This window comes from Ewingella americana ATCC 33852, assembly GCF_000735345.1.
Lineage (GTDB): Bacteria > Pseudomonadota > Gammaproteobacteria > Enterobacterales > Enterobacteriaceae > Ewingella > Ewingella americana.
In genome coordinates this window covers 1-20412 of record NZ_JMPJ01000076.1, presented here as the reverse complement: position 1 = coordinate 20412, position 20412 = coordinate 1, and the positions used below count along the sequence as shown (strand labels likewise).

Here is a 20412-nt window from a genome sequence, read left to right as displayed (position 1 = left end):
GATGAGCTAGTTTTTAGGGAAAATAAAATGATAGAGGCACTGTTTAGACAGGATATTTTGTTTGAGGATGGGGCGAAATTCTTCGAGCTTGATGGCGATGCACGCATGAAACTATCCCCGAAAGCAGCAACAGAGGTCTGTGAAGAAGCAACTCGCAGAGGGATTTTTATTGGGGCAATTGAAGGTGGACATTGGCTGAATCCGGGGTTTAAACCTGATATGAACACCAATTGGGACTCATTAAAATATTATCAAGCCGATGCCGATCTCAAGACCAATAATGACCGTGCAATCGAAAACATCAACGATGATGCCAAGGAGGGGTACACAGCGTTTATTATTACTCTGATCTAGAGCTTCAAGTTGTTGTCATTAGGACGCCCAATAATTCTTATTGTTGGGCGTATTTCAATGATCTGCTAGCTTTTTATGTTTAAGGGAATATCAATGACAGGGAAACTGTTTAGACAGGATACTTTGTATCATGAGGGGGCTAAGTTCTTCGAACTTAAAGGTGATTCATGCATGGCTCTATCTCCTCATGCTGCGAGAGAAGTCTGTGAGGAAGCCACCCTTAAAGGATTTTTCGTCGGGACCGTGGAAGGGGGCCACTGGCATAATCCTGGCTTTCAGCCTGATTCGAATACCCGCTGGGACTCATTGAGATATTACCAAGCCGATGCTGACCTGAAGACCAATAATGACCGCGCTATCGAAAACATCAACGATGATGTTAGCGAAGGATACACCGCATTCGTCATTACTCTCATCAAGAGCCTCTAGCCCTTTTCCTGTTTTGACGTCGGGCTTTTGCCAACAATCAGCCCCTTTTTACCCTCCTCAAACTCAGAATTTAAAGTGTGACAGAATTTCTCATGAAACCGGTATGAAATGAATTAATGCTAGACTTTGCTCTGTACTTTGCATGGTCAGAGAACGGAGAAAATAATAATGAATTTAGCAAAAACGACGACCGCCGGGTTGCCTGCACCGACCCAGACTCTCTATTTAAGTGGCCGCAGTTCAGAGGAAAAACGACAGGAGATCCTCAACTATTTCCAGCAGACTTGGGCGCTGTATGAGCGTCTTTTCGACTGTCTGGACGACGAGCGCGCCTACTTCAACAAGGCCATATCCCTGCGCCACCCGTTGATTTTCTACTTCGGGCATACCGCCACTTTTTACATTAACAAGCTGATGGCCGCGGGGCTGATTAAGCAGCGCGTTGATGATGAAATTGAAGCCATGCTGGCAATCGGCGTGGATGAAATGAGCTGGGACGACCTTGATAACAGCCACTACAGCTGGCCGAGTGTTGCGCAGTTGCGCGACTATCGCGGCAAGGTTCACTCGTTAATTACTCAGTTTATCAAAGAGATGCCGCTGGAATTGCCTTTGGACTGGGACAGTCCGGCGTGGGTGATTCTGATGGGGATCGAGCATGAACGCATCCACCTCGAAACCTCTAGCGTGCTGATCCGCCAGTTGCCGATTGAGTGGGTGAAGCCGCAGGCGCACTGGCCTGTCTGCCCTCAATCGAGAACCGAGCGCAACGCTGTCCCTGCTAACTCACTGATTTCGCAGAAAGGTGGTGAGATTACCTTGGGCAAAACGGATGATACTTACGGCTGGGATAACGAATATGGTTCATTCAAGGCTGAGGTAAAACCTTTTAAAGCCAGCAAAATGCTGGTCAGCAATGCTGAGTTTTTCGAGTTTATTCAGGCCGGTGGTTATCAAAATAACGACTGGTGGGATGAAGAAGGGCAAGGCTGGCGCGACTTTGCGCAGGCGGCGTGCCCAACATTCTGGGTGGGGGATATCGCTTCACCGGACTCCCTGAAGCTGCGTCTGATGGCAGAAGAGGTCACCATGCCGTGGGACTGGCCTGCCGAGGTGAACCAGCTGGAAGCCGCCGCGTTTTGCCGCTGGAAGGCGGATGAAACCGGTAAATCTATTCAGTTACCGACCGAGGCCGAATGGTACGTTTTGCGCGAACAGGTTGAGGGCGACCAGCCAGACTGGCAGCAGGCGCCGGGCAATATTAACTTGGCGTGGTGGGCCTCTTCCTGCCCGGTAGACCAGTTCCCACAAGGGGATTTTTACGATGTGGTGGGCAATGTTTGGCAGTGGACCACCACGCCAATCAGCGGTTTTTCGGGCTTCCGCGTCCACCCGCTGTATGACGATTTTTCCACGCCAACCTTTGATGGCAAGCACTCCATCATCAAGGGCGGCAGCTGGATTTCTACCGGAAATGAAGCCTTGCGCTCCTCGCGCTATGCCTTCCGTCGGCACTTCTTCCAACACGCGGGCTTCCGCTATGTGGTGTCTACTCATCAGGAAAAACAGATTGTGAATCCGTACGAAACTGACACCTTGGTGTCGCAATACCTTGATTTCCAATATGGTAAGTCCTACTTCGGCGTGGATAACTACGCCTGTGCTTTGGTCGCCATCGCTGAAAAACTGTGTGATAAACGCCAGCGCGCTTTAGATATCGGCTGTGCCACCGGCCGTGCCAGCTTTGAGTTGGCCCGCTCGTTTGAGCAGGTCACCGGTCTGGACTACTCGGCGCGCTTTATTGATGTGGCGCTGTCACTGGCCGCCGGAGAAGAGTTACGCTATCTGATTCAGGAGGAGGGCGAGCTGATGGAGTACTGCCACGCTCGCCTGTCGGATGTGGGGCTGAGTGCCGAACTGGCGGCGAAAGTGCATTTCTCGCAGGGCGACGCCTGTAACCTCAAGCCGCAGAAAGAGCCTTACGATCTGGTGCTGGCATCCAATTTGATTGACCGTCTGCGCGAGCCGAAGCGTTTCTTACGTGACGTTGTCACTATGATTCGCCCCGGCGGCATCCTGATGCTCTCTTCGCCATACACTTGGCTGGAGGAGTTCACGCCGAAGGAGAACTGGCTGGGCGGCGTGCGTGAAAACGGCGAGGCCCTGACCACTCATCAATCCTTGCAGCGCCTGCTGTCGAGTGATTTTGAGGAAGTGCAGCCGCCGATGGATGTGCCTTTTGTTATCCGCGAGACGGCGCGCAAATACCAGCACACCGTGGCGCAGCTGACGGTATGGCGCAAGAAGTAACTCTGCAATAAAAAACGCAGTCCGGGGTCAATCGGGCTGCGTTTCCTCTTATTACTCTCCTTATCTCACGGCTTTTTCGGCCGCCGGAATGGGCAGCTTCGCCAGCTTAGTTTTGCCATAAATAATGGTCAAAATGGCCGGGACGGTAAAGGCGACGGCGATAGCGGCGACCTCATAAATCATCTTCGAATCAGGTCCGCTGAACAGGCCAAGCTCAAACACGTTCAGCACTGGCAAGAAACTGTAGGTTTTCACCCCCAGCAGGCCGGTTATCCCGCCCCCCAGCGCCGCGCCGATGCAGCCAAACACGAATAGCATGCGGTACTTGAGATTCACCCCGTACAGCGCCGGTTCGGTAATGCCAAAGAAGGCGGAAATCGAGGCTGAAATGGCAATCTGTTTGTCTTTTACATTGCGGGCAATAAAGATTGCGCCAAAGGCCGCGCCGAATTGCCCCATCACCGCCGACATAAACATCGGCATAATAGTGTCGAAGCCTGAAACCTGAATGTTGATCAGCGCAATCGGGATAATGCCCCAATGGACGCCGAACACCACGAACAGCTGGCCAATGCCCGCCAGCAGCGCGCCGGAAATCACCGGGCTGAGCTGGTACAGCCAGAAGTAGCCTTTGGCGATGCCGATGCCCACGTAGTCAGCAATCGGGCCGATAAAGGTGAAGACCACGAAGCCGGTGATAATCAGCGACAGGCAGGGGACGAACACCAGCGCGGCGACTTCCGGAATGACTTTCTTCAGATAGCGTTCGACATAGCTGAGGAAAAGTACCGCGAAAATCGCCGGGATCACCGCGCCGCCGTAGATTTTCATACTCAGCGACAGGCCAAAGACGCTGATTGCGGCGGGAATATCCGTGGTGGTCAGTGGGTACACCATTGCCGCCGTCAAAGCTAACGCAATGTATTTATTGGTTTTAAACTTCTCAGCGGCGGTGACCGCGATAAACAGCGGCAGGAAGGTGAACACGCCGCTGGCCAGTGCGTTAAACACGGTAAAGACATAGGCATCGGTATGGACCAGATTCATGGTTTGCAGTAAGACCACGATACCTTTGAGCATGCCGACGCCCGCCAACACACCAATATAGGGAGTGAAAATGGCCGAGATATTGGACAGTAGGCGGTTAAACAGTGAAGTTTTTTCCACCGGTTCGGCGACTGTCTGGCTTGCAGGCTCGGCGACCCGAGCCTGCTCAATTGCTCGGTAAACGTGCTCGACGCGCGGACCAATGACGATTTGGAACTGGCTATTGTTATTGATGACTTTAATGATATCCGGCATGTCATTAAGAGCAGATTCATTAACCTTGGTGAGATCTTTGAGATTAAAACGTAACCGCGTGGCGCAATGCGTGAGATATTCAATATTGTTATCACCACCAATATTAGAAATAATCTGACTTGCCATCATTTTATAATCAATAGCCATGTTATTTCCTTCATTAAACCTTAGTTATAATCACCGGGTTTGGTTTTACTTTTTACCGACACACCAAAATCGGTAAAAATACGCTGACCGAGGTTATTGCCTTTATCTTCAGCAATATGATGAGCCAATATCTGGAACGGGATCACCGCAATCAGTGGCGCAATATATTCACTGACCTTGGCATCAATCGATAGGGTTCGCGGCTCGTCGCTTTTACCGATTTTCAGGCTGTAAATAAAAGGCGTGCATTTCTTCTCATACTCGCGGAGCAGCAATAAACGCTCTTTGGCGACGCTTTCCACCTCGATAAAGAAGATGCGATGCTGCGGATTCACCTCGAAATAGGGGCCGTGCATAAAGGTTTCCATCTCAATTCCTTGAGAGGGGACGCGCACGGTTTCGGCAAATTTAGTCGCCATCTCCTGACAGACGCCCACCGCCGGGCCATAGCCAATACTGGTGAAGCGCGGCGAGGCGACCAGCTCATCCTTCCAGGTTTGGTAGAAGGTTTCGGTGTCATCAATGATAGTGGGAATGGCGTCAATGGCGGCCTTAAACATTGCCAGCTCGGCGTGTTCTTGCTGTTCGCTAATCGCGCCGTCGGCTCTGGCACTGCGTAAACCTAGTAACATCAGGGTGAGGATCGTCGCGGTATAACCTTTGGTGACGTAGCCTACACGTTCTTCGCCGTTTTGAATATCAATAGCGATATCAACGCTTTTCGCCAGTTCGCTGTCCATCTTGCTGGTCACGCCGTAGGTCTGCGCGTTGCTGTACTGCTTAATGTGGCGCATAGCGTTGAGGGTGGAGGTGCTTTCGCCACTTTGTGAAACGCCCATCACTAAATCAATCGCCGGGTTTGGCTTCTCAAAGAACTGATAATTGAACGGTTCTTCGATAGTAATTCTGGCGCGGGTTAATTTCTCAATGTAATACTTCGCGCTTTTCGCCGCATTAATGCTGGAGCCGGTGGCGAGTATTAACCATTCATTCTTGTCTTGAATAACAGGGATTGTCTTAGGATACCCATTAAGGATATTTAACAATACTTCATGCTGCTGATGAATATAGGTCATCATGGTCGGCTTCACGGTCTTCTCCCTTATTTACGGTGTTTGTTAGGTTTTAAACTGAAAACCTGAAAACGTTTTCAGTAAAATAGGAGTCAGCAATAGGAAGATCAATACGAGGAGAGTGAAACTGTGAGCGAAGTGGCAAAAGGCAGGATTAAAACGCCTTTTGTTAAGAGAGGGGCGGCTGCTCGTTTTGGGGTTTAACGGGGGGGAGATTTGTGGCTTGAGTAAGCACTCAAGCCGGGACAACCTTAGCAAGACTCGCCTTCAATCAGCACAGAGACAATTTCTGGGTATTCACTCGCCTGCTCACGCGGCTCGATGATGTCCAGAATAGTGGTAGTAACCGCTTGACCTATCTGTGCATTTTGATGGTCAACCGTGGTAATGCGTGGAACATAGTATTCGCTGCCGGGGAAGTACTCGCAGCTGGCGACCGCGATATCTTGCGGCACGCTGATGTTGTTATCTTTTAATGCGCGGATAGCGCCGATGGCTACCTGATCGTTAATCGCCAAAATGGCTTCAGGTAAGCCGCCTTTTTGGCTGTGCTGAATCAGGCGTTCTGCGGCCTGATAGCCGTGCTGCAGGTAAAAGTTGGTTTCAATAATCAGGCTGTCGTCGGCCGTTAATCCAGCTTTCGCTAACTGATCTTTGAAGGCTTTTATCCGCTGTTTGGTGATGTAGACCTTCTCCGAACCGCCGATAAAAGCGATTTTCCGATAACCTTTATCAATCAAATGTTGGGCTACCAGCTCAACGCTGTGGGTCTGGTCGCGGACGATACAAGGGTAATCGAGCTGCGCAATGTTACGCCCGACTACCACGGTAGGGATGGTTTCGGTGAGTTTTTTCAGTGCCTCCAGATAGCTCTCTGGCACCACAAGGTAGTCAATTTCGCCGCCAAGAATAATCACCCCGTCGAGCTGGCTGCTGATCACCGAGGTAAAGATATTCTCGTCGATATGCTGCGTGGAGCCGGTCGGGCCTTTATTGGCGGACTGGGTGTCGAACAGCATGACCTTATAGCCTGCCTGCAAACAGACCTTTTCAATCTGTTCGACCAGCATCACGAAGTAGGGGTTAGTGATGTCAGAAACCACCACCGCGAGCATGTGGGTCTTCTTCGAAATCATGCCGCGCGCCACTAAGTTCGGGCTGAAATTATGCTCCTTGATCACCTTATCAACTTTGGCTTTGGTTTTATCCGCCACCCATTGGTTGTTATTCAGTACGCGAGAAACCGTGGTGATCGACACCCCGGCCATCTCGGCAATATCTTTTATGGTGATGCTTTTCTTCATTATGCGTCTCTTTCCTTCAAATCCTGTCGTCGCAATCCTTGGCTGGCAGGGGCTAAAACGGCCTATAACGTCGCATAAAGCGGGAGATTTTTGAAGGTTTACCTGAATCTCCCTTGATAACCATCCCAATTCCGAGCAGGGAAACTGCCATTCCGGCCAGCATGGTCCATGAAAGTGGCTCGCCAAACATCGCCCATGCCCAGAGCAGGGTGACCGGCGGGCTGAGGAACAGGACGCTGGTGACGCGCACCGCCGAAGTGCGTTGCAGGCAGAACCAGTACAGTCCGTAGCCGCCGAAAGTTGAAAACAGCCCGGTCCACAGCACGCTTAATGCTAATCCGCGTGACATTTCCGGTAGCAGGGGTCCCTGACTACCGGCCACGACGGCAAATGCCACTGACGACGCGGCGCTTTGCAGCCACAGCGTGGTGGTGAGATTGAGCGGAGTCGAGGGCTGAAATTTCTTTTGCAGCAGGGTAGCACCGGCCAGTGACAGCATCCCAAGCAGCGGCAGGGCATAGGCCCACGGCGGAACCGCCTTCAACGACAGGCTGCCCCAGCTGACCATCAGCACCCCGGCAACGCCCAATAGCAAGCCGAGCCAGACCACGTTGGCCGGTTTTTGGCGCATAAATATCAGTGCCAGCAGGGCCGTGCCGATGGGCAGAAGGTCAGCCATCAATGCTGCAAGCCCCGCAGAAACGCCCAGCTCAATGCCTTTCACCACCCCCGCCAGATATCCCGCCATGGCCAGCAGTCCAATACCGCTGTTGAGGGCTAGGGTGGCAAGCGGCGTGTGGCGTAACTGGCGAATAACAAAGGGGAATAAGATGACCGTGACCAGTACGCAGCGCCAAAAAACCACCACCAAAGCCGAGGTGTAATCAATGGAAAATCTTGCGCCCACGAACCCCGAGCTCCACGCGACGACTAATAGTGCTTCACAGGCCAGCAGTGAAAAGGTGCCGATGACGGCCTTTTTGTCAGTTTTTCTCGGGAGAATGTCTGTTGTATTGCCATTTAGCATGTTTTTTCGCCTCTCTTTGACTTGATCTTAGAGAAACGATGTAATTCAATAAAACGAAATAAATTAACTCAGTGGTTTATAAAAACGGAATGATATCGACAACCTTAGATATAGAACTGCTGCGCACCTTCCACGCTGTGGCGAAGTTAGGGCAATTTCGCGCGGCGGCCGCTCAGGTGAATAAAAGCCCGGCGGCGGTGAGCGTGCATATCCAAAGGTTGGAGGCGATTGCCGGCGGCAGGCTGTTTGAACGCGATAACCAGTCGGTGATCCTGACGCCTTTGGGTGAACGCCTGCTGGCGACCACCGGCAGCCTGTTGCGGGCTCACGACCAAATTCTCGATGAGCTGCGTGCCACGCCGCTAAAGGGCCACATCAAGCTTGGCGTGCCTGATGAGTACGCGGCTTATGTCATTCGCGATATCCTGCCGACCTTCAATATGAATTACCCCGAGGTGGCGCTGGAGATCACCACCGCGCCCAGCTTTACGCTGAGAAATCTGATAGGGCAGGAGCGTCTCGATATTGCCATTTCCGTGTGTGCGGCGGGTTCGCGTTCTGAAGGATTACTGCTGATGGCCACCACGCCGGTGTGGGTGGGGGGAGCGCGGATGGCACTCACGCCGGGAAGTCCGCTGCCGTTGGCGCTGCACGCCAGCCATTGCCCCTACAGTGAAGCCATGACCCGTTCGCTTTCTGACGCACAATTGGACTGGCGAGTTATTCTCACCAGCCCCTCTTCAAGTGCAATTGAAGCCTGTGTGGAAACTGGCTTAGGCATCAGCTTGATTGATCGCGCGCGGGTAAAACCGACCATGCGCATTCTGGAAAACTTACCCAAAGTCCCAACTTATGAAGTGTATTTGCTGCGCTCGCCATCGGCCGACGCTTCTCAAGCGGTGTCGGCACTTGAGAAGCTGATTGCCGAGCAGTTTCGGCTGTGATGAAGATTTTTTTACTCGTCATTGACCGCCAAAACTGCGATAGCGGCATCAACAAATGCACGTAAACGATGCATTCTCTTCAAATCACTGTGATAGCCGATCCATAAGTCGCGCGTTGGGGGAGTGGCTGAAATTTCAATCCGTTTCAGTTCTTCCATACGATCACCAATCACTCTTGGCAGGACCGCTAGCCCAATACCTTCAGCACACATTTTCGCTTGCACGTTACGACTATTGGAGCGGAATACGGAGCGGGCATTTGGCAGGCGCTGTTTGAGCCATCCGGCCTCGTAGCGCTCACCAGTTGGCATATCTTCAATGATTTGAAGTCCTGTACCATCGCTGTCTTGGTCGACTGAGGTACCGGCGGACGCATAGATCCCAAAAGACAAGGTCATCAAACGTCGTTGAATGATGTCTGGTTCCGTGAAGGGCACAACGCGAAAAGCCAGATCGGCTTCTCTATAGGAAAGACTATAAAGTCGAGTTGCCGTGAGTAATTCGATACTTACGCGAGGATGCGCCTGGGCGTAGCGCCTTGTGACCTGTGGTAACAGCCAAGTGCCGAACCAGTCTGAAGCCGCAACCCGCAGCGTACCGTCAAAATCCTTGGTTTGCCCTGCGAGTCGGCGCTCCATTGTTAAAGCGGTCTCTTCCATGCTCTCGGCAAGCGCGAGCACAGACGTCCCTTCAGGCGTTAGGGTTAGTCCGTCAGTGTTTTTCTGGAAAAGCTTTTGTCCAAGAGAAGCTTCAAGTGTTTGTAGTCGCCGCGCAACAGTCGGATGACTTACGCCTAGCGAACGGGCCGCAGCGCCAAAGGTTCCGGTTCTAGTGAGGGCGAGGAAAATCCGAATATCACTCCATTCCACGATATATACCTAACATTTTTGTACGGCAACAGTGTAAAAACGTTCGTTGCCTAATGATATCGTAAATTGCAAGATCAGCTCAATCGATGAGTTGAGTTGGCAGTTGATGTTCCACATACCTTCGTATAATTGGGACATTAGCCTCTATCAAAACTCAGTAATGTTGTGCTGGAAGACGAAAGAGGAAGAATATGAAAATTGCAATTATTGATGATTTCCAAGGTGCCGCACTTGAGAGTGCTGACTGGTCCCCCGTTGAGGCACTCGCGGAGGTCACGGTCTTCAGAGATCACCTTACGGACATCGATGCTTTAGTGTCGAGACTGCAATCCTTTGATGCAATTTGCGTGATGAGAGAGCGGACCCCGTTCAATCATGCGCTTCTTACACGGTTACCGAATCTAAAATACATCGGCTCGAATGCACCGAGCAACGCATCTATCGACCTTGATACTGCCAAGAAAATGGGAGTGACGGTAACTTACACGGACGGCGTTGGTAACGGCGCGCCGGAGCTCGCTTGGGCTTTAATAATGGCCTCGGCGCGGCATATCCCCGTTGAAACACATTCGTTACGTAACGGTGGATGGCAACTAACTGTTGGGCAGGATCTCGAGGGAGCCACACTTGGAATAATGGGGTTGGGTCGTATCGGCACGAAAATCGCGGCTATTGGACGAGTTTTTGGCATGCGCGTCATTGCCTGGAGTGAGAATTTGACTGCCGAAAAAGCTCAGGCCGCGGGCGTCGAGCTGGTCGACAAAGAAACGCTGCTGCGCCAATCTGATTGGCTGACAGTTCATCTCGTCTTATCGCAGCGTAGTCGCTTGATAATCGACGCAAGCGATCTTGCTTTGATGAAGCCTTCAGCATGGTTAGTAAACACTTCACGTGGTCCACTTGTTAATGAGACGGCTCTGATCGACGCGCTTAAGAGACGTACAATAGCCGGGGCTGCTCTGGACGTTTTCGATAACGAGCCGCTCGCACCATCGCATCCATTCCGCACTATGGATAATGTGATAGCGACCCCTCACCTCGGATATGTGACACGGCGCACGTATAATGTCTTTTTCCAACAAGCAGTCGATAATCTCGCTGCTTGGTTGAAGGGCGATCCGATCCGCACTATGAGCTAATTCCAACGCGGTCTTATATCTCTAAACCTAATTCAATAGTTCATCAGCAACTGCGTGGCGACTGGTAGCCGTTCTAGGCGTTTTCCGGGCGGCGTAGAAATAGCCAGTCAGCTACAGAAATTAGGAATACGACAAAGCGTTATACCAAGCACGAAGACTGGACGCCAAGGCGATCTTATTCTTCCAGCCTTCGCTCATGCGAAAACATTCCTACATAAGCGTGAATCATTTAGATGGTAAATCGAACTAATTCGGGTGCCGAGATTCCACAGCACTTTACAAAAATTTCAAATCAATCGCGACTTGCAATGGCTGCATTGATGGTCTCGATCGCGCTTGCGATTCTGGATACGGCAATCGCTAATACAGCATTACCGACGATAGCCCGCAGCCTCGATACGGACGCAGGCACCTCTGTCTGGATCATAAACGCCTATCAGTTGTTCGCGGTCGCAACGCTCCTACCATTTGCGGCGTTGGGAGCCGTTATTGGTCATCGCCGAGTTTACATTGGTGGCTTAGTGATTTTCACCATCGCTTCGGGTGCCTGTGCTTTTTCAACTGATCTATCTAGCCTTATAGCTGCCCGGGCGTTTCAGGGCGTTGGCGCGAGCGCGATAATGAGTGTCAACACTGCGCTGATCGCACTTTTATATCCGGGAAAAATTCTTGGTCGGGGTCTTGGATTAAATGCGCTTGTTGTCGGGGTTGCTTTCGCTTTTGGCCCGACAGCCTCGTCGATTATCCTTTCATTTGGTGCATGGCAGTGGCTGTTCGCTATTAACGTGCCTATCGGCGTTATTGCCTGTGCGTTATCTGTTTTCAGTTTACCGGACTCGCCCCGGGCATTGGGAAAATTTGATCTTCCTGCCGCGGTTTTGACCACAATCGCGTTTGCGGCATTGATCTACGGGCTTGGCGCGACGGCTCAAGGGGATCCACTGATATATTCGGCAGGAGCATTACTTCTTTTCGTCGTCGCTTTGGTGGCTCTCGCCACCTATGAACGTAACAACCCAGCGCCCATGCTGCCTTTGGATCTTTTGATGCGCCCCATCTTTGCACTCTCTGCTTTCACTAGCTTCTGTGCATTCACAGCACAGGGTCTCGCATTTGTTGCATTGCCGTTTTATCTTGAGCACGCAATTGGAATGAGCTCTCAGACGACGGGTTTTGTCATGACACCATGGTCGGCGGTCGTTGCCTTGATGGCACCGCTCGCTGGGCACTTGTCCGATCGCTTGGCACCGGCCAGCCTTGGTGGACTCGGGCTTATACTCTTGTCGGCCGGAATGCTGCTCTTTACCTTACTCTCCAATTCCGCACCGATCTTATGCATAGTGATAGCTATGATTGTTTCGGGTTTTGGATTTGGTCTATTTCAGTCCCCGAATCAAAAATCCATTATGTTAGCCGCTCCTTCAGCCCGCTCCAGCGGCGCTAGCGGAGTGGTGGCGACTGCTAGGTTGATCGGCCAAGCAACTGGAACTGCTCTCGTAGCGCTTAGCTTTAGTATGGCAGGACAGAATGGACCCGTTATATCGTTGTTGCTCGGGGCCGGGTTTGCTGCGATTGGGGGAGCCGCAAGTATAATTCGGCTGGTAGTCAAATGACTTGTAGTTTGATTGACACAAGATATGCCCGATAACAACAGACGACGACAAGCAAACCATTTAACGACGTAACACCTGTCACAAGAAGAGTGTGGAGCACTCGTCGCCATAGGCTCATTTTTTTAGGTTCATATTTACTGTTACTAACTATTCATTTAAATCTAAACACTGTACTGAGTGTATCTCTGTCTACAGTGTTTAAGACAACTTTGTGAGGATTATGATCCACGAATTTCTAGAACAGCTTGCAAATCTTCTAACCTGGTGGCCCGTGAGGGATAAAAAACCTCAGGATAAGACAGTGGGTGACAGGCAAAAAATAGCAGATCTCCGATATAAACCCATCTGTAATATATACGCAAGTAAGCCCGAAGATAAAAAGTGTCCCCATCCGGTTTCCCCACGAGAACAAGGGCAGGACTGAGAATTTATGATGACTTTGGGTCAGATACCTGACTGTACTTATCCGGACATCTATCACTTAGCCAGCAAGCTACTCTGAGGAAAACAAACGGCTTTTTTCTTTGTTCTCTTTGGCGAAGTCTTAAATATAAGCCGCTAAATATCAACATTATGCGTCAATGACCTTACGGCGGTGCCGGCTTAGAATATTGAAAAATGTCTAACCAAGGCTGCAACGACAATCCCAAAAGTGATAGCAATCAACGGCCTTTTAAACACCAGCATCACGAGAGCAGTGGTCAATAATGCCATCTGAGCGCCTTTGTCACCCGTGAGAGCAACAGGGGCTAAAATCGCCATGAGAACGGAGCCTGACATACCCTGAATAAAGGCTTTTATTCTGTTATTAAATGGAACAAAAGACATAATCCAGACACCGCCCCATCGGGTGGCAAGAGTGACAAGAGCCATAACGATTATAATAATCAGAGGTCCCGTCCCTACAGTCTCAATACTCATTTTTCATCTCTCAACATAGCTCCCGCGATGCCACCGGCGAGGGCTCCGGCGATCACGTGGCTGTTTTCCGGTAACCATTTATACGCTATCAGCGATGCACTGGCCGCTACCGCCCAGACAACAAACAACCTCAGATTTCTTTCCCCTTCAAACACCATGGAAAGGAGAAAACAGCCCATGACCATATCAAGGCCATAGTTTTTGGGATCTTGTATAGCATTCCCGAAATAGAGCCCTGCTAGGGTGCCTGCTACCCAAAATAGCCATAACGCAAGACCGCCACCAAAGAGTAATCCCAGCCCCGCTTTTCCCCTGCTGAATGCCTGAATGGACATAGCCCAGTTAGCATCGGATGCCACCATCATGATCCCGTAACGTTTGGCTGGTGTTAAACAGCGCAACCACGGGTAGAGGGTGGCCCCCATTAACAGGTGTCTGGCATTAATGGCAAAAACGGTAGCTATAAGTGTTAATACAGGGACGTGAGGCGCCCAAAGCTCCAGTACGGCAAATTGAGCGTAGCCGGCAAAAACCAGCAAACTCATCATTGCCGCCGACGTCTGATCCATCCCTTTCTGCGATGCGGCGAGCCCAAAGGCGGCACCAAAAATAGCCACAAACAGCGAAACCGGAATAAGTTGCCGAAAACCAGCCCATATCAGTGAATGATTAAGTTGAGATAAATCGGGTTCGTGATACGTCATCTGGGACCTCATGACCTTCCAAACAGTGAGAGCACAAACAGGAAGTCACTATGCCAGTGTTGTGTGATCTATAAAAACGCATAATAATTGACGTTAATATTTGATAAACGAATACAAGGCTTAACTGTGCATTATCAAGACCTGCAGATGGATTGGCTCAAATGTTTTGTTGCGGTAGTCGATGCGGGATCGCTTTCGGCCGCGGCACCTGAGGTTTATCGCTCACAGTCTGCAGTCAGCATGCAACTTAAAAAGCTGGAATCCGCATTAGGCTGTCAGCTTTTACTTCGCGGTCCACGTCAGCATCAACTCACGTCTGAAGGGCAAAAACTGCTGGGATATGCTCGCAGGATGCTCGACCTGCATGCTGAAACGCAGGCAGCGTTCCACGGTAAGGAGTTAACAGGGCGTATTCGTTTGGGTGTTCCTGATGACTATGCAGCAAAATACCTTACTCCGGCCCTAAAGAGATTTGCGCCTAACTTTGGGTCAGTCGAGATTGAGCTGAGTTGCGAGCAATCAACGTCATTAATTCCTCGCGTTGAGGCGGGCGATCTCGATTTGGCGCTCGTCTCCCGTGAACATCCCAGCCAAGGAGCATTATTATTTTATGAGCCGATGGTGTGGGTAGGCTCTTCACAGTTTGAGGTCTGGAGACGAGACCCATTACCTATCGCGGTTTATGAAAGCACAAGCCTTGCTAAACGTAGTGCTATCAACGCATTAGCACTTCAAGGGCGGAGATATAAAGTGGTGTATAACAGTTCCAGCCTGTCCGGGCAGATCACCGCAGTGGAAAGTGGCTTGGCTGTGGCGGTTCTGACTCAGTGCAGCGTGCCGCCTCATTTGCAAGTGCTTGGCAGTGAACATCTTTTGGGCCCTCTTGAACCTATGGAGGTATCACTGTTCAGAAGCCGTAGTTCTCAGGGGTCTTTTGCTGTGGATAGCTTATATGAATTGCTACTCAGGACATTAAGAGTTAGAAAAGTCGAAAGCTGAGATCATTTATTCGATGTACTTACATCAGCTTCTCAAGCGGTGTCGGCACTTGAGAAGCTGATTGCTGAGCAGTTTCGGTTGTGAAGCGGTTTATTTAACTAAGTCGCTGATGATGCCACGAGCCTGCGTAAACAGCTGTTGGAAGTGGTCGGCGCGAACCTGCTCTTCCAAGCCTAATGTGTTGTAAAGAAAGTCGATTTTAGTGTCGTCCACTTCAAGATATTTCATCATGCCGATGGCGTAATCCGTCATGTTCTTTTCCCAGCCGTACTTCTCGTGGGTGGCCTGAGTGCCGCCGACCAGCGCGATAAAGCGGAACTTTTTACCTTTCAATGTGCTGCCGTCGCCATAGGCCAGCCCATTATTCCACACGCGGTCGATATAGCCTTTCATGATGGCCGGGAAGCTGAACCACCAGACGGGGAACACCATCACCACGGTGTCATTGGCTTCTACTTCGGCATACAAACGGTGAATATCGTCGGAATAATGCTTCGCCGCATTGTCCCAATCAGGCTCGTCGGCCTCGGCCAGTACTGGATCGAAATGGCTACGGTAGAGATCAAGATTGGTTACTTTGATCCCGTGTTCAGCAGCCTGACCCTGCATCTCTTCTACCACCCGCGCGGTGAGGGAAGTGGTACGCGGATGAGCCCAGATCATATATAATTTCTCAGTTTTCATTAGGTTATCTCAGTCTGTTTTCATATGGCTATTACTCTACAAACAAGGGATAATTTTGTGAAACGCAGTTATTGAGATGGGTTACTGAAGGATTTTCATCAATGCGATTAAAGCATGCCGACTTCGCCGCATTTATTGCCGTGGCGCGACACAAAAGCTTCCGAGCGGCGGGGGATGAATTAGGTTTATCCGCTTCGGCGGTGAGTCACGCGATCAAGCAGTTGGAACAACGGCTGAAAATTCAGGTGTTTAATCGCACTACGCGTAGCGTTTCGCTGACCGAAGCGGGGGAGAATCTGTATGTTCGCCTGCGACCGGCATTTGATGAAATCGACACCATGCTCGATGAAGTTAACTCTTACCGCACCACGCCGATGGGCACGCTGAAGATCAACACTTCACCGCTGTTTTCGCGCTTGGTTTTAGTGCCTTTGGTGGCCGGATTTGTCCGCCAATATCCAGACATTAAAGTGGAGATCACCACGGACGATAAACTGGTCGATATCGTGAAACAGAATTTTGACGCGGGAATTCGTCTCAGCACTGCGCTGGAAAACGATATGATTGCCGTGCCAATTGGGCCGAAAATTAAGATAGCTGTGGCCGCCACTCCGGAGTATTTCGCTCATCACGCGCCGCCGGTTGATCCTCGCGAGCTCAGCAGGCATCAATGCATCGTCTTTCGGCTACAAACCGGGCGTCCCTATCTTTGGGAATTTGAGGGGCCAGAAGGGAAGGTGGAGATCGCACCCTCGGGCAATATCGTCTTAGATGACTTGGACTCGGCGCTGGAAGCCACGCTCTGCGGGGCAGGGGTGGGCTATCTTAACTATTATCAGGCCAAACCTTATCTAGAAAGCGGCAAACTGGTTTCAGTGCTTGAGTCCTGGCTGCCGGAACGTCCTAACCTGCAACTCTACTACCCGCGCAGCCAATATATGAGCTGTAGCCTGCGCGCCTTTCTCGACTTTATAAAATCCACGTCTGCTTAGAAGCTGTTGAAACCTTTGTCGCTGATTAGCGAAGGATGATTTGCACAATGGTGCATGATACACGGTTGAAGTTAATCAAACTAATTGTATGTTGTAACTAAAAGAAGGTTTTTAAAAGCCTACGAAGGAGCAGGCTTGGCGAAAGAAGGTCAGTGTTTGATATAAAAATAGATTAGAAAGTAATGACAAAATGTCTCTTTCCTCGCTATGCCCGCACCGCAATATGCAGCCCTTCATTCACTGAATGGAGTTGAAAACCAAAGTTGCCCAGCAGTTTGGTTAAAGCTGCGCGAGTAAATATAGTGATATGGCCATTTCGAGGTGAAATGTACCAGTGATTCACGCCACGTCGTGATGCGGCATTCGACAGCAGGGTAGAGAACAGCATCGCGCCGGATTCATTGATTAAAGATAAAGCCTGACAGAGGCTCGCCAGCGGATCGGGCGTGTGCTCGAGCACCTCGAACGCCGTGACTAAATCGAAACTTCCCAAATGCGCGGAGAGGGGTTCTTCATTCATTGGGTCCCAGCTCTGGGCATCAATCCCGGCATCATTAAGTAGCTTGGCCAAGCGCCCGTTGCCGCCGCCGTAGTCCAGAACTTTTGGGTGCAACCCGGGTTTGATGAAACTGATAATTAGCGCGGCGTTGTCGCGAGAACGAATGTCGACATAGTCCGGGTCAACTTTGACGTAATCTTCATTGTAGATGTGCTGTAGATAATCAGCTTTGCTCCAACGGTCGAAGGCTCGGGTGAAAATCAGCCCGCAGGCGTCGCAGCGGTGGTAATAGATAGGAACACCGGCAAGGGGTAAAAAGCTGCCTCGCCGCTCTTCGCACGACTTGTTTAGGTCGCAAACCCCATGCAAGGTGGCGTGGCCTGAACATACTTTGCAGGGCGTTTCCTGCGTAACCGCCATCAAAGGCGGCAAATTATTGTAGATCATTGGCTTCCCCAATCAGCCCCTGAGAGTCTTCAACAGGGGCTGTGTCGCGAATATTGTTTGATATCACTACAATGCGACACGTGTTGGGGAAAACTTTAACTCTGTATTATTGCGGGCGTGCCGGGATATTTAATCCGCGCTGAACGGCGTCGCGCGAAATCCCACGCGCCAGCCATGCCGGAACATTTTTTAGTTTGTCGTAGCCGACCAGTTCGCCCGCGCCATAGAAAGTAGGAATGGCGCGAACCCAGCCCAGCAGGGCGATATCCGCAATGCTGTATTCATCGCCCATGATCCAATCGCGGCCTTCAAGACGCGTTTCCAGCACGTTCAGCAGGCGCTCGCTCTCTTTACGGTAACGCTCCAAAGGGCGCTTATCTTCATATGCGCGACCGGCAAACTTATGGAAGAAGCCGAGCTGCCCGAACATTGGGCCGACGGCCGCCATCTGGAAGAACACCCATTGCAGGGTTTCGATGCGAGTTACTGGGTCTTTTGACAAAAACTTGCCGGTTTTCTCCGCCAGATACAGCAAAATCGCGCCAGATTCGAACAACGCCAAAGGTTTGCCGTCCGGCCCGTTCGGGTCGAGGATTGACGGGATTTTGCCGTTAGGATTTAGCGCCAAAAACTCCGGCGTCCAGGTTTCATTTTTACCAATATCAATCAGATGCACCTCATAAGGCAGGCCGATCTCTTCCAACATAATCGACACTTTCACGCCATTAGGGGTGGGCAGTGAATAGAGTTGCAGGCGATCCGGGTGCTGCGCAGGCCAGCGGGTAGTGATGGGGAAGGCGGTAGAGTCAAACATAGCAGCTCCAAATTATAAGAATAGGTGTGAATACGGGTTTGCAACCTATTCAGAATAACTGAAACACTATGGCTGGCTTTTGATTTTGTGCTCTCCGCCATCTTTTCTTTCTGTCAAAATTGAGGCAATAATCTCCTCAGCCTGCGCCAAATCGACCTTGTTAGACAGCCTGCACCCGTCGTTCAATATTTTTCGCGAAAAAGTAGATAACCGAAGCCATCAGGATGTAGAACACCGCGGTCAGCGAATAGGTTTTGAAGAATTCGAAATTACCCGCGGCCAGCTCCTGCATCCGCGCAAACAGCTCGGGATACTGCACCAAAAACGCCAAAGAGCTGTCTTTAAGGTTATGGATCACCTGATTGGTCAGTGCCGGGACAGAGGTACGTAACACCTGCGGCAAAATGATATAGCTGTAGATCTGTAAACGGCTAAAACCCTGCGCCGACGCGGCTTCCAACTGGGTTTTGTCTAGCCCGTTGTAGGCTGTTAGCATATACGCCGCGTTGTAGGCCGCAATGTTCAAGGTGAAGCCCAGCACCGTCACTTCAAACGGAGACATCCTGAATCCCAAGGTCGGCAGCCCATAATAGAGAATGTAGATAATGCAGATCAGCGGCGTGCCGATAAAAAAGGACTTATAGGCTTCAACCCAGCGAGCGAGGCGGCTATTTTTGCTCAAGCTGAGGTAGAGCACCACCACACCGAGCAGGAAGCCGGTGACGGAGATCACCACGGTCAGCTTAATCGTCGCCCAAATGCCTAAATAGATCAGCGGCCACTGGTCGAGAAAGTCGTGGTAGAAGCTGAGCATGCTGTCACTCATAGTGCATTTTCCCAAAGAAGCGCTGCACTTCAGGAAGGGTGGAAGAGTTGGCCAGTTGGCTCACCGAGCCTTGCGCCATAATCTTCCCGCCGTACATAAAAGCGACGTTGTCACTTATTTCATTAGCAAAGGCGATGTCGTGGGTCACGCAAACCGTGGTGACTTTGCGGCTCTCGAGCTTCTTAATTAATTGCGCCACTTCCTGACTCATCAAAGGGTCGAGGGCCGAGGTAGGCTCATCCAAAATAACAATTTCAGGTTTCATTACCAGCGTTCGCGCCAGCGCCACGCGCTGCTTTTGCCCGCCGGACAGCTGGGCCGGAAACTTTTTCTCGTGGGCTGACATCTCAAAATAGGCCAGCTCTTCCCGTGCCAGAGCACGCGCCTGCTCTTTGCTTTTCCCCTGAATTTTACGCAAAGCCAGCGTCACGTTGTCTAACACGCTGAGATGGCGGTAGAGCGCAAAGCTCTGAAAAACAAAGCCGATTTTGCTGCGCAGCAGGCGCACATCCACCTCTTTACCTAGCAAATCTTCACCATGAAAGCTAATTTGCCCCGAGGTTGGTTGCTCCAGCAAATTTAGGCAGCGAATCAGCGTGGTTTTGCCACAGCCCGAAGGCCCCATAATGACCTGAGTCGCACCGGCGGCGATAGTAAGGTTGACGCCATCTAATACCCGGTTGCCGTCAAACTGCTTCACCAAATCGGACACTTTTAAAATCGACACGCTTTCCTCCCGGTTTTTATTCAACCGCGTATTTATTTTTGGTTTTTTTCATAATGAAAACGAAGAATTGGTAAATGATGAAATACAAAATCCCGGCAATCAGGTAGATATTCATTCCCAACATGGTGGAGGCGGTTAAGGCTTTGGCCTGCCCCAGAATTTCCGTTATCCCTACGGTGTAGGCAAAAGGGGTATTTTTCAGGATTGAGGTCAGTTCATTCATCACGCCAGGAATTGAAAAACGCAGCATTTGTGGGAATTCGATATACAGAATGATTTGTAAATCAC

20 protein-coding genes and 1 pseudogene are annotated in these 20412 nt (G+C 50.8%); 8 read left to right on the top strand and 13 right to left on the bottom strand.

Annotation, left to right across the window (positions count from 1 at the left end; genetic code table 11):
* Positions 1 to 27 precede the first annotated feature (27 nt).
* From GEAM_RS21665 to ovoA, 3 genes are all read left to right on the top strand, one after another.
* Positions 28 to 354 carry a colicin transporter gene (locus GEAM_RS21665; RefSeq protein ID WP_244956652.1) on the top strand — a complete coding sequence of 109 codons (327 nt, stop codon included), beginning with the start codon at positions 28 to 30 and terminating at the stop codon, positions 352 to 354.
* 93 nt (positions 355 to 447) lie between these two features.
* Complete coding sequence (locus tag GEAM_RS21660; protein ID WP_244956653.1) at positions 448 to 783, top strand: colicin transporter; 336 nt, start codon at positions 448 to 450, stop codon at positions 781 to 783.
* Between the two features lie 168 nt (positions 784 to 951).
* On the top strand, positions 952 to 3093 hold the full coding sequence (ovoA, locus tag GEAM_RS21655) for a 5-histidylcysteine sulfoxide synthase (protein ID WP_034796026.1): 2142 nt from the start codon (positions 952 to 954) through the stop codon (positions 3091 to 3093).
* Positions 3094 to 3153: 60 nt separating this feature from the next.
* Here ovoA and GEAM_RS21650 read toward each other — a convergent pair whose 3' ends face one another.
* From GEAM_RS21650 to GEAM_RS21635, 4 genes are all read right to left on the bottom strand, one after another.
* Positions 3154 to 4542 carry a PTS transporter subunit EIIC gene (locus GEAM_RS21650; RefSeq protein ID WP_034796025.1) on the bottom strand — a complete coding sequence of 463 codons (1389 nt, stop codon included), beginning with the start codon at positions 4540 to 4542 and terminating at the stop codon, positions 3154 to 3156.
* A 20-nt stretch (positions 4543 to 4562) separates the two neighbouring features.
* A complete protein-coding gene (locus GEAM_RS21645; RefSeq protein WP_034796023.1) occupies positions 4563 to 5633 on the bottom strand; it encodes an SIS domain-containing protein in 1071 nt (356 codons plus the stop codon).
* Positions 5634 to 5866: 233 nt separating this feature from the next.
* Complete coding sequence (locus GEAM_RS21640; protein WP_034796022.1) at positions 5867 to 6919, bottom strand: LacI family DNA-binding transcriptional regulator; 1053 nt, start codon at positions 6917 to 6919, stop codon at positions 5867 to 5869.
* Positions 6920 to 6971: 52 nt separating this feature from the next.
* Complete coding sequence (locus GEAM_RS21635) at positions 6972 to 7946, bottom strand: DMT family transporter (protein ID WP_084674160.1); 975 nt, start codon at positions 7944 to 7946, stop codon at positions 6972 to 6974.
* Between the two features lie 89 nt (positions 7947 to 8035).
* Here GEAM_RS21635 and GEAM_RS21630 point away from each other — a divergent pair, with 89 nt between their 5' ends.
* On the top strand, positions 8036 to 8890 hold the full coding sequence (locus GEAM_RS21630) for a LysR family transcriptional regulator (protein WP_244956654.1): 855 nt from the start codon (positions 8036 to 8038) through the stop codon (positions 8888 to 8890).
* Between the two features lie 11 nt (positions 8891 to 8901).
* Here the strand turns inward: GEAM_RS21630 and GEAM_RS21625 are convergent, their stop codons facing one another.
* Entirely contained in the window at positions 8902 to 9759 is an 858-nt protein-coding gene (locus tag GEAM_RS21625) for a LysR family transcriptional regulator (RefSeq protein ID WP_034796013.1), read from the bottom strand.
* A gap of 191 nt (positions 9760 to 9950) precedes the next feature.
* On the opposite strand from GEAM_RS21625, the gene GEAM_RS21620 reads away from it, so the two are divergent.
* Together GEAM_RS21620 and GEAM_RS21615 are read left to right on the top strand one after the other, a co-directional pair.
* Positions 9951 to 10898 (top strand): D-2-hydroxyacid dehydrogenase family protein, encoded by a 948-nt coding sequence (locus GEAM_RS21620; protein WP_034795996.1) that lies wholly within the window; start codon positions 9951 to 9953, stop codon positions 10896 to 10898.
* Positions 10899 to 11131: 233 nt separating this feature from the next.
* Positions 11132 to 12511, top strand: coding sequence for an MFS transporter (locus GEAM_RS21615; RefSeq protein ID WP_210435896.1), 1380 nt, complete (start codon positions 11132 to 11134; stop codon positions 12509 to 12511).
* A gap of 603 nt (positions 12512 to 13114) precedes the next feature.
* Here the strand turns inward: GEAM_RS21615 and GEAM_RS21610 are convergent.
* Both GEAM_RS21610 and GEAM_RS21605 read right to left on the bottom strand, forming a co-directional pair.
* Positions 13115 to 13432, bottom strand: coding sequence for an AzlD family protein (locus tag GEAM_RS21610; protein ID WP_034795988.1), 318 nt, complete (start codon positions 13430 to 13432; stop codon positions 13115 to 13117).
* Positions 13429 to 14136 carry an AzlC family ABC transporter permease gene (locus GEAM_RS21605; RefSeq protein ID WP_034796260.1) on the bottom strand — a complete coding sequence of 236 codons (708 nt, stop codon included), beginning with the start codon at positions 14134 to 14136 and terminating at the stop codon, positions 13429 to 13431. Before GEAM_RS21605 ends, GEAM_RS21610 begins: the two co-directional genes overlap by 4 nt.
* A 126-nt stretch (positions 14137 to 14262) precedes the next feature.
* Between GEAM_RS21605 and GEAM_RS21600 the strand changes: the two genes are divergently transcribed.
* On the top strand, positions 14263 to 15135 hold the full coding sequence (locus GEAM_RS21600; protein WP_034795987.1) for a LysR family transcriptional regulator: 873 nt from the start codon (positions 14263 to 14265) through the stop codon (positions 15133 to 15135).
* Between the two features lie 90 nt (positions 15136 to 15225).
* Here the strand turns inward: GEAM_RS21600 and GEAM_RS21595 are convergent, their stop codons facing one another.
* Positions 15226 to 15819, bottom strand: a complete 594-nt coding sequence (locus tag GEAM_RS21595; protein WP_034795985.1) for an NAD(P)H oxidoreductase — start codon at positions 15817 to 15819, stop codon at positions 15226 to 15228.
* Positions 15820 to 15920: 101 nt separating this feature from the next.
* Between GEAM_RS21595 and GEAM_RS21590 the strand changes: the two genes are divergently transcribed.
* Complete coding sequence (locus GEAM_RS21590) at positions 15921 to 16811, top strand: LysR family transcriptional regulator (protein WP_034795982.1); 891 nt, start codon at positions 15921 to 15923, stop codon at positions 16809 to 16811.
* A gap of 205 nt (positions 16812 to 17016) precedes the next feature.
* On the opposite strand, the gene GEAM_RS21585 is transcribed toward GEAM_RS21590, so the two are convergent.
* From GEAM_RS21585 to GEAM_RS23310, 5 genes and pseudogenes are all read right to left on the bottom strand, one after another.
* A complete protein-coding gene (locus tag GEAM_RS21585; protein WP_034795979.1) occupies positions 17017 to 17757 on the bottom strand; it encodes a class I SAM-dependent methyltransferase in 741 nt (246 codons plus the stop codon).
* Between the two features lie 106 nt (positions 17758 to 17863).
* The gene (locus GEAM_RS21580; protein ID WP_034795977.1) at positions 17864 to 18571 is read right to left on the bottom strand and encodes a glutathione S-transferase N-terminal domain-containing protein; all 708 of its coding nucleotides are present in this window, start codon (positions 18569 to 18571) and stop codon (positions 17864 to 17866) included.
* Positions 18572 to 18731: 160 nt separating this feature from the next.
* Complete coding sequence (locus GEAM_RS21575) at positions 18732 to 19397, bottom strand: amino acid ABC transporter permease (RefSeq protein ID WP_034795973.1); 666 nt, start codon at positions 19395 to 19397, stop codon at positions 18732 to 18734.
* The gene (locus GEAM_RS21570) at positions 19390 to 20124 is read right to left on the bottom strand and encodes an amino acid ABC transporter ATP-binding protein (RefSeq protein WP_034795969.1); all 735 of its coding nucleotides are present in this window, start codon (positions 20122 to 20124) and stop codon (positions 19390 to 19392) included. Before GEAM_RS21570 ends, GEAM_RS21575 begins: the two co-directional genes overlap by 8 nt.
* Positions 20125 to 20140: 16 nt before the next feature.
* Positions 20141 to 20412: pseudogene (locus GEAM_RS23310) on the bottom strand (amino acid ABC transporter permease); the annotation flags it as partial.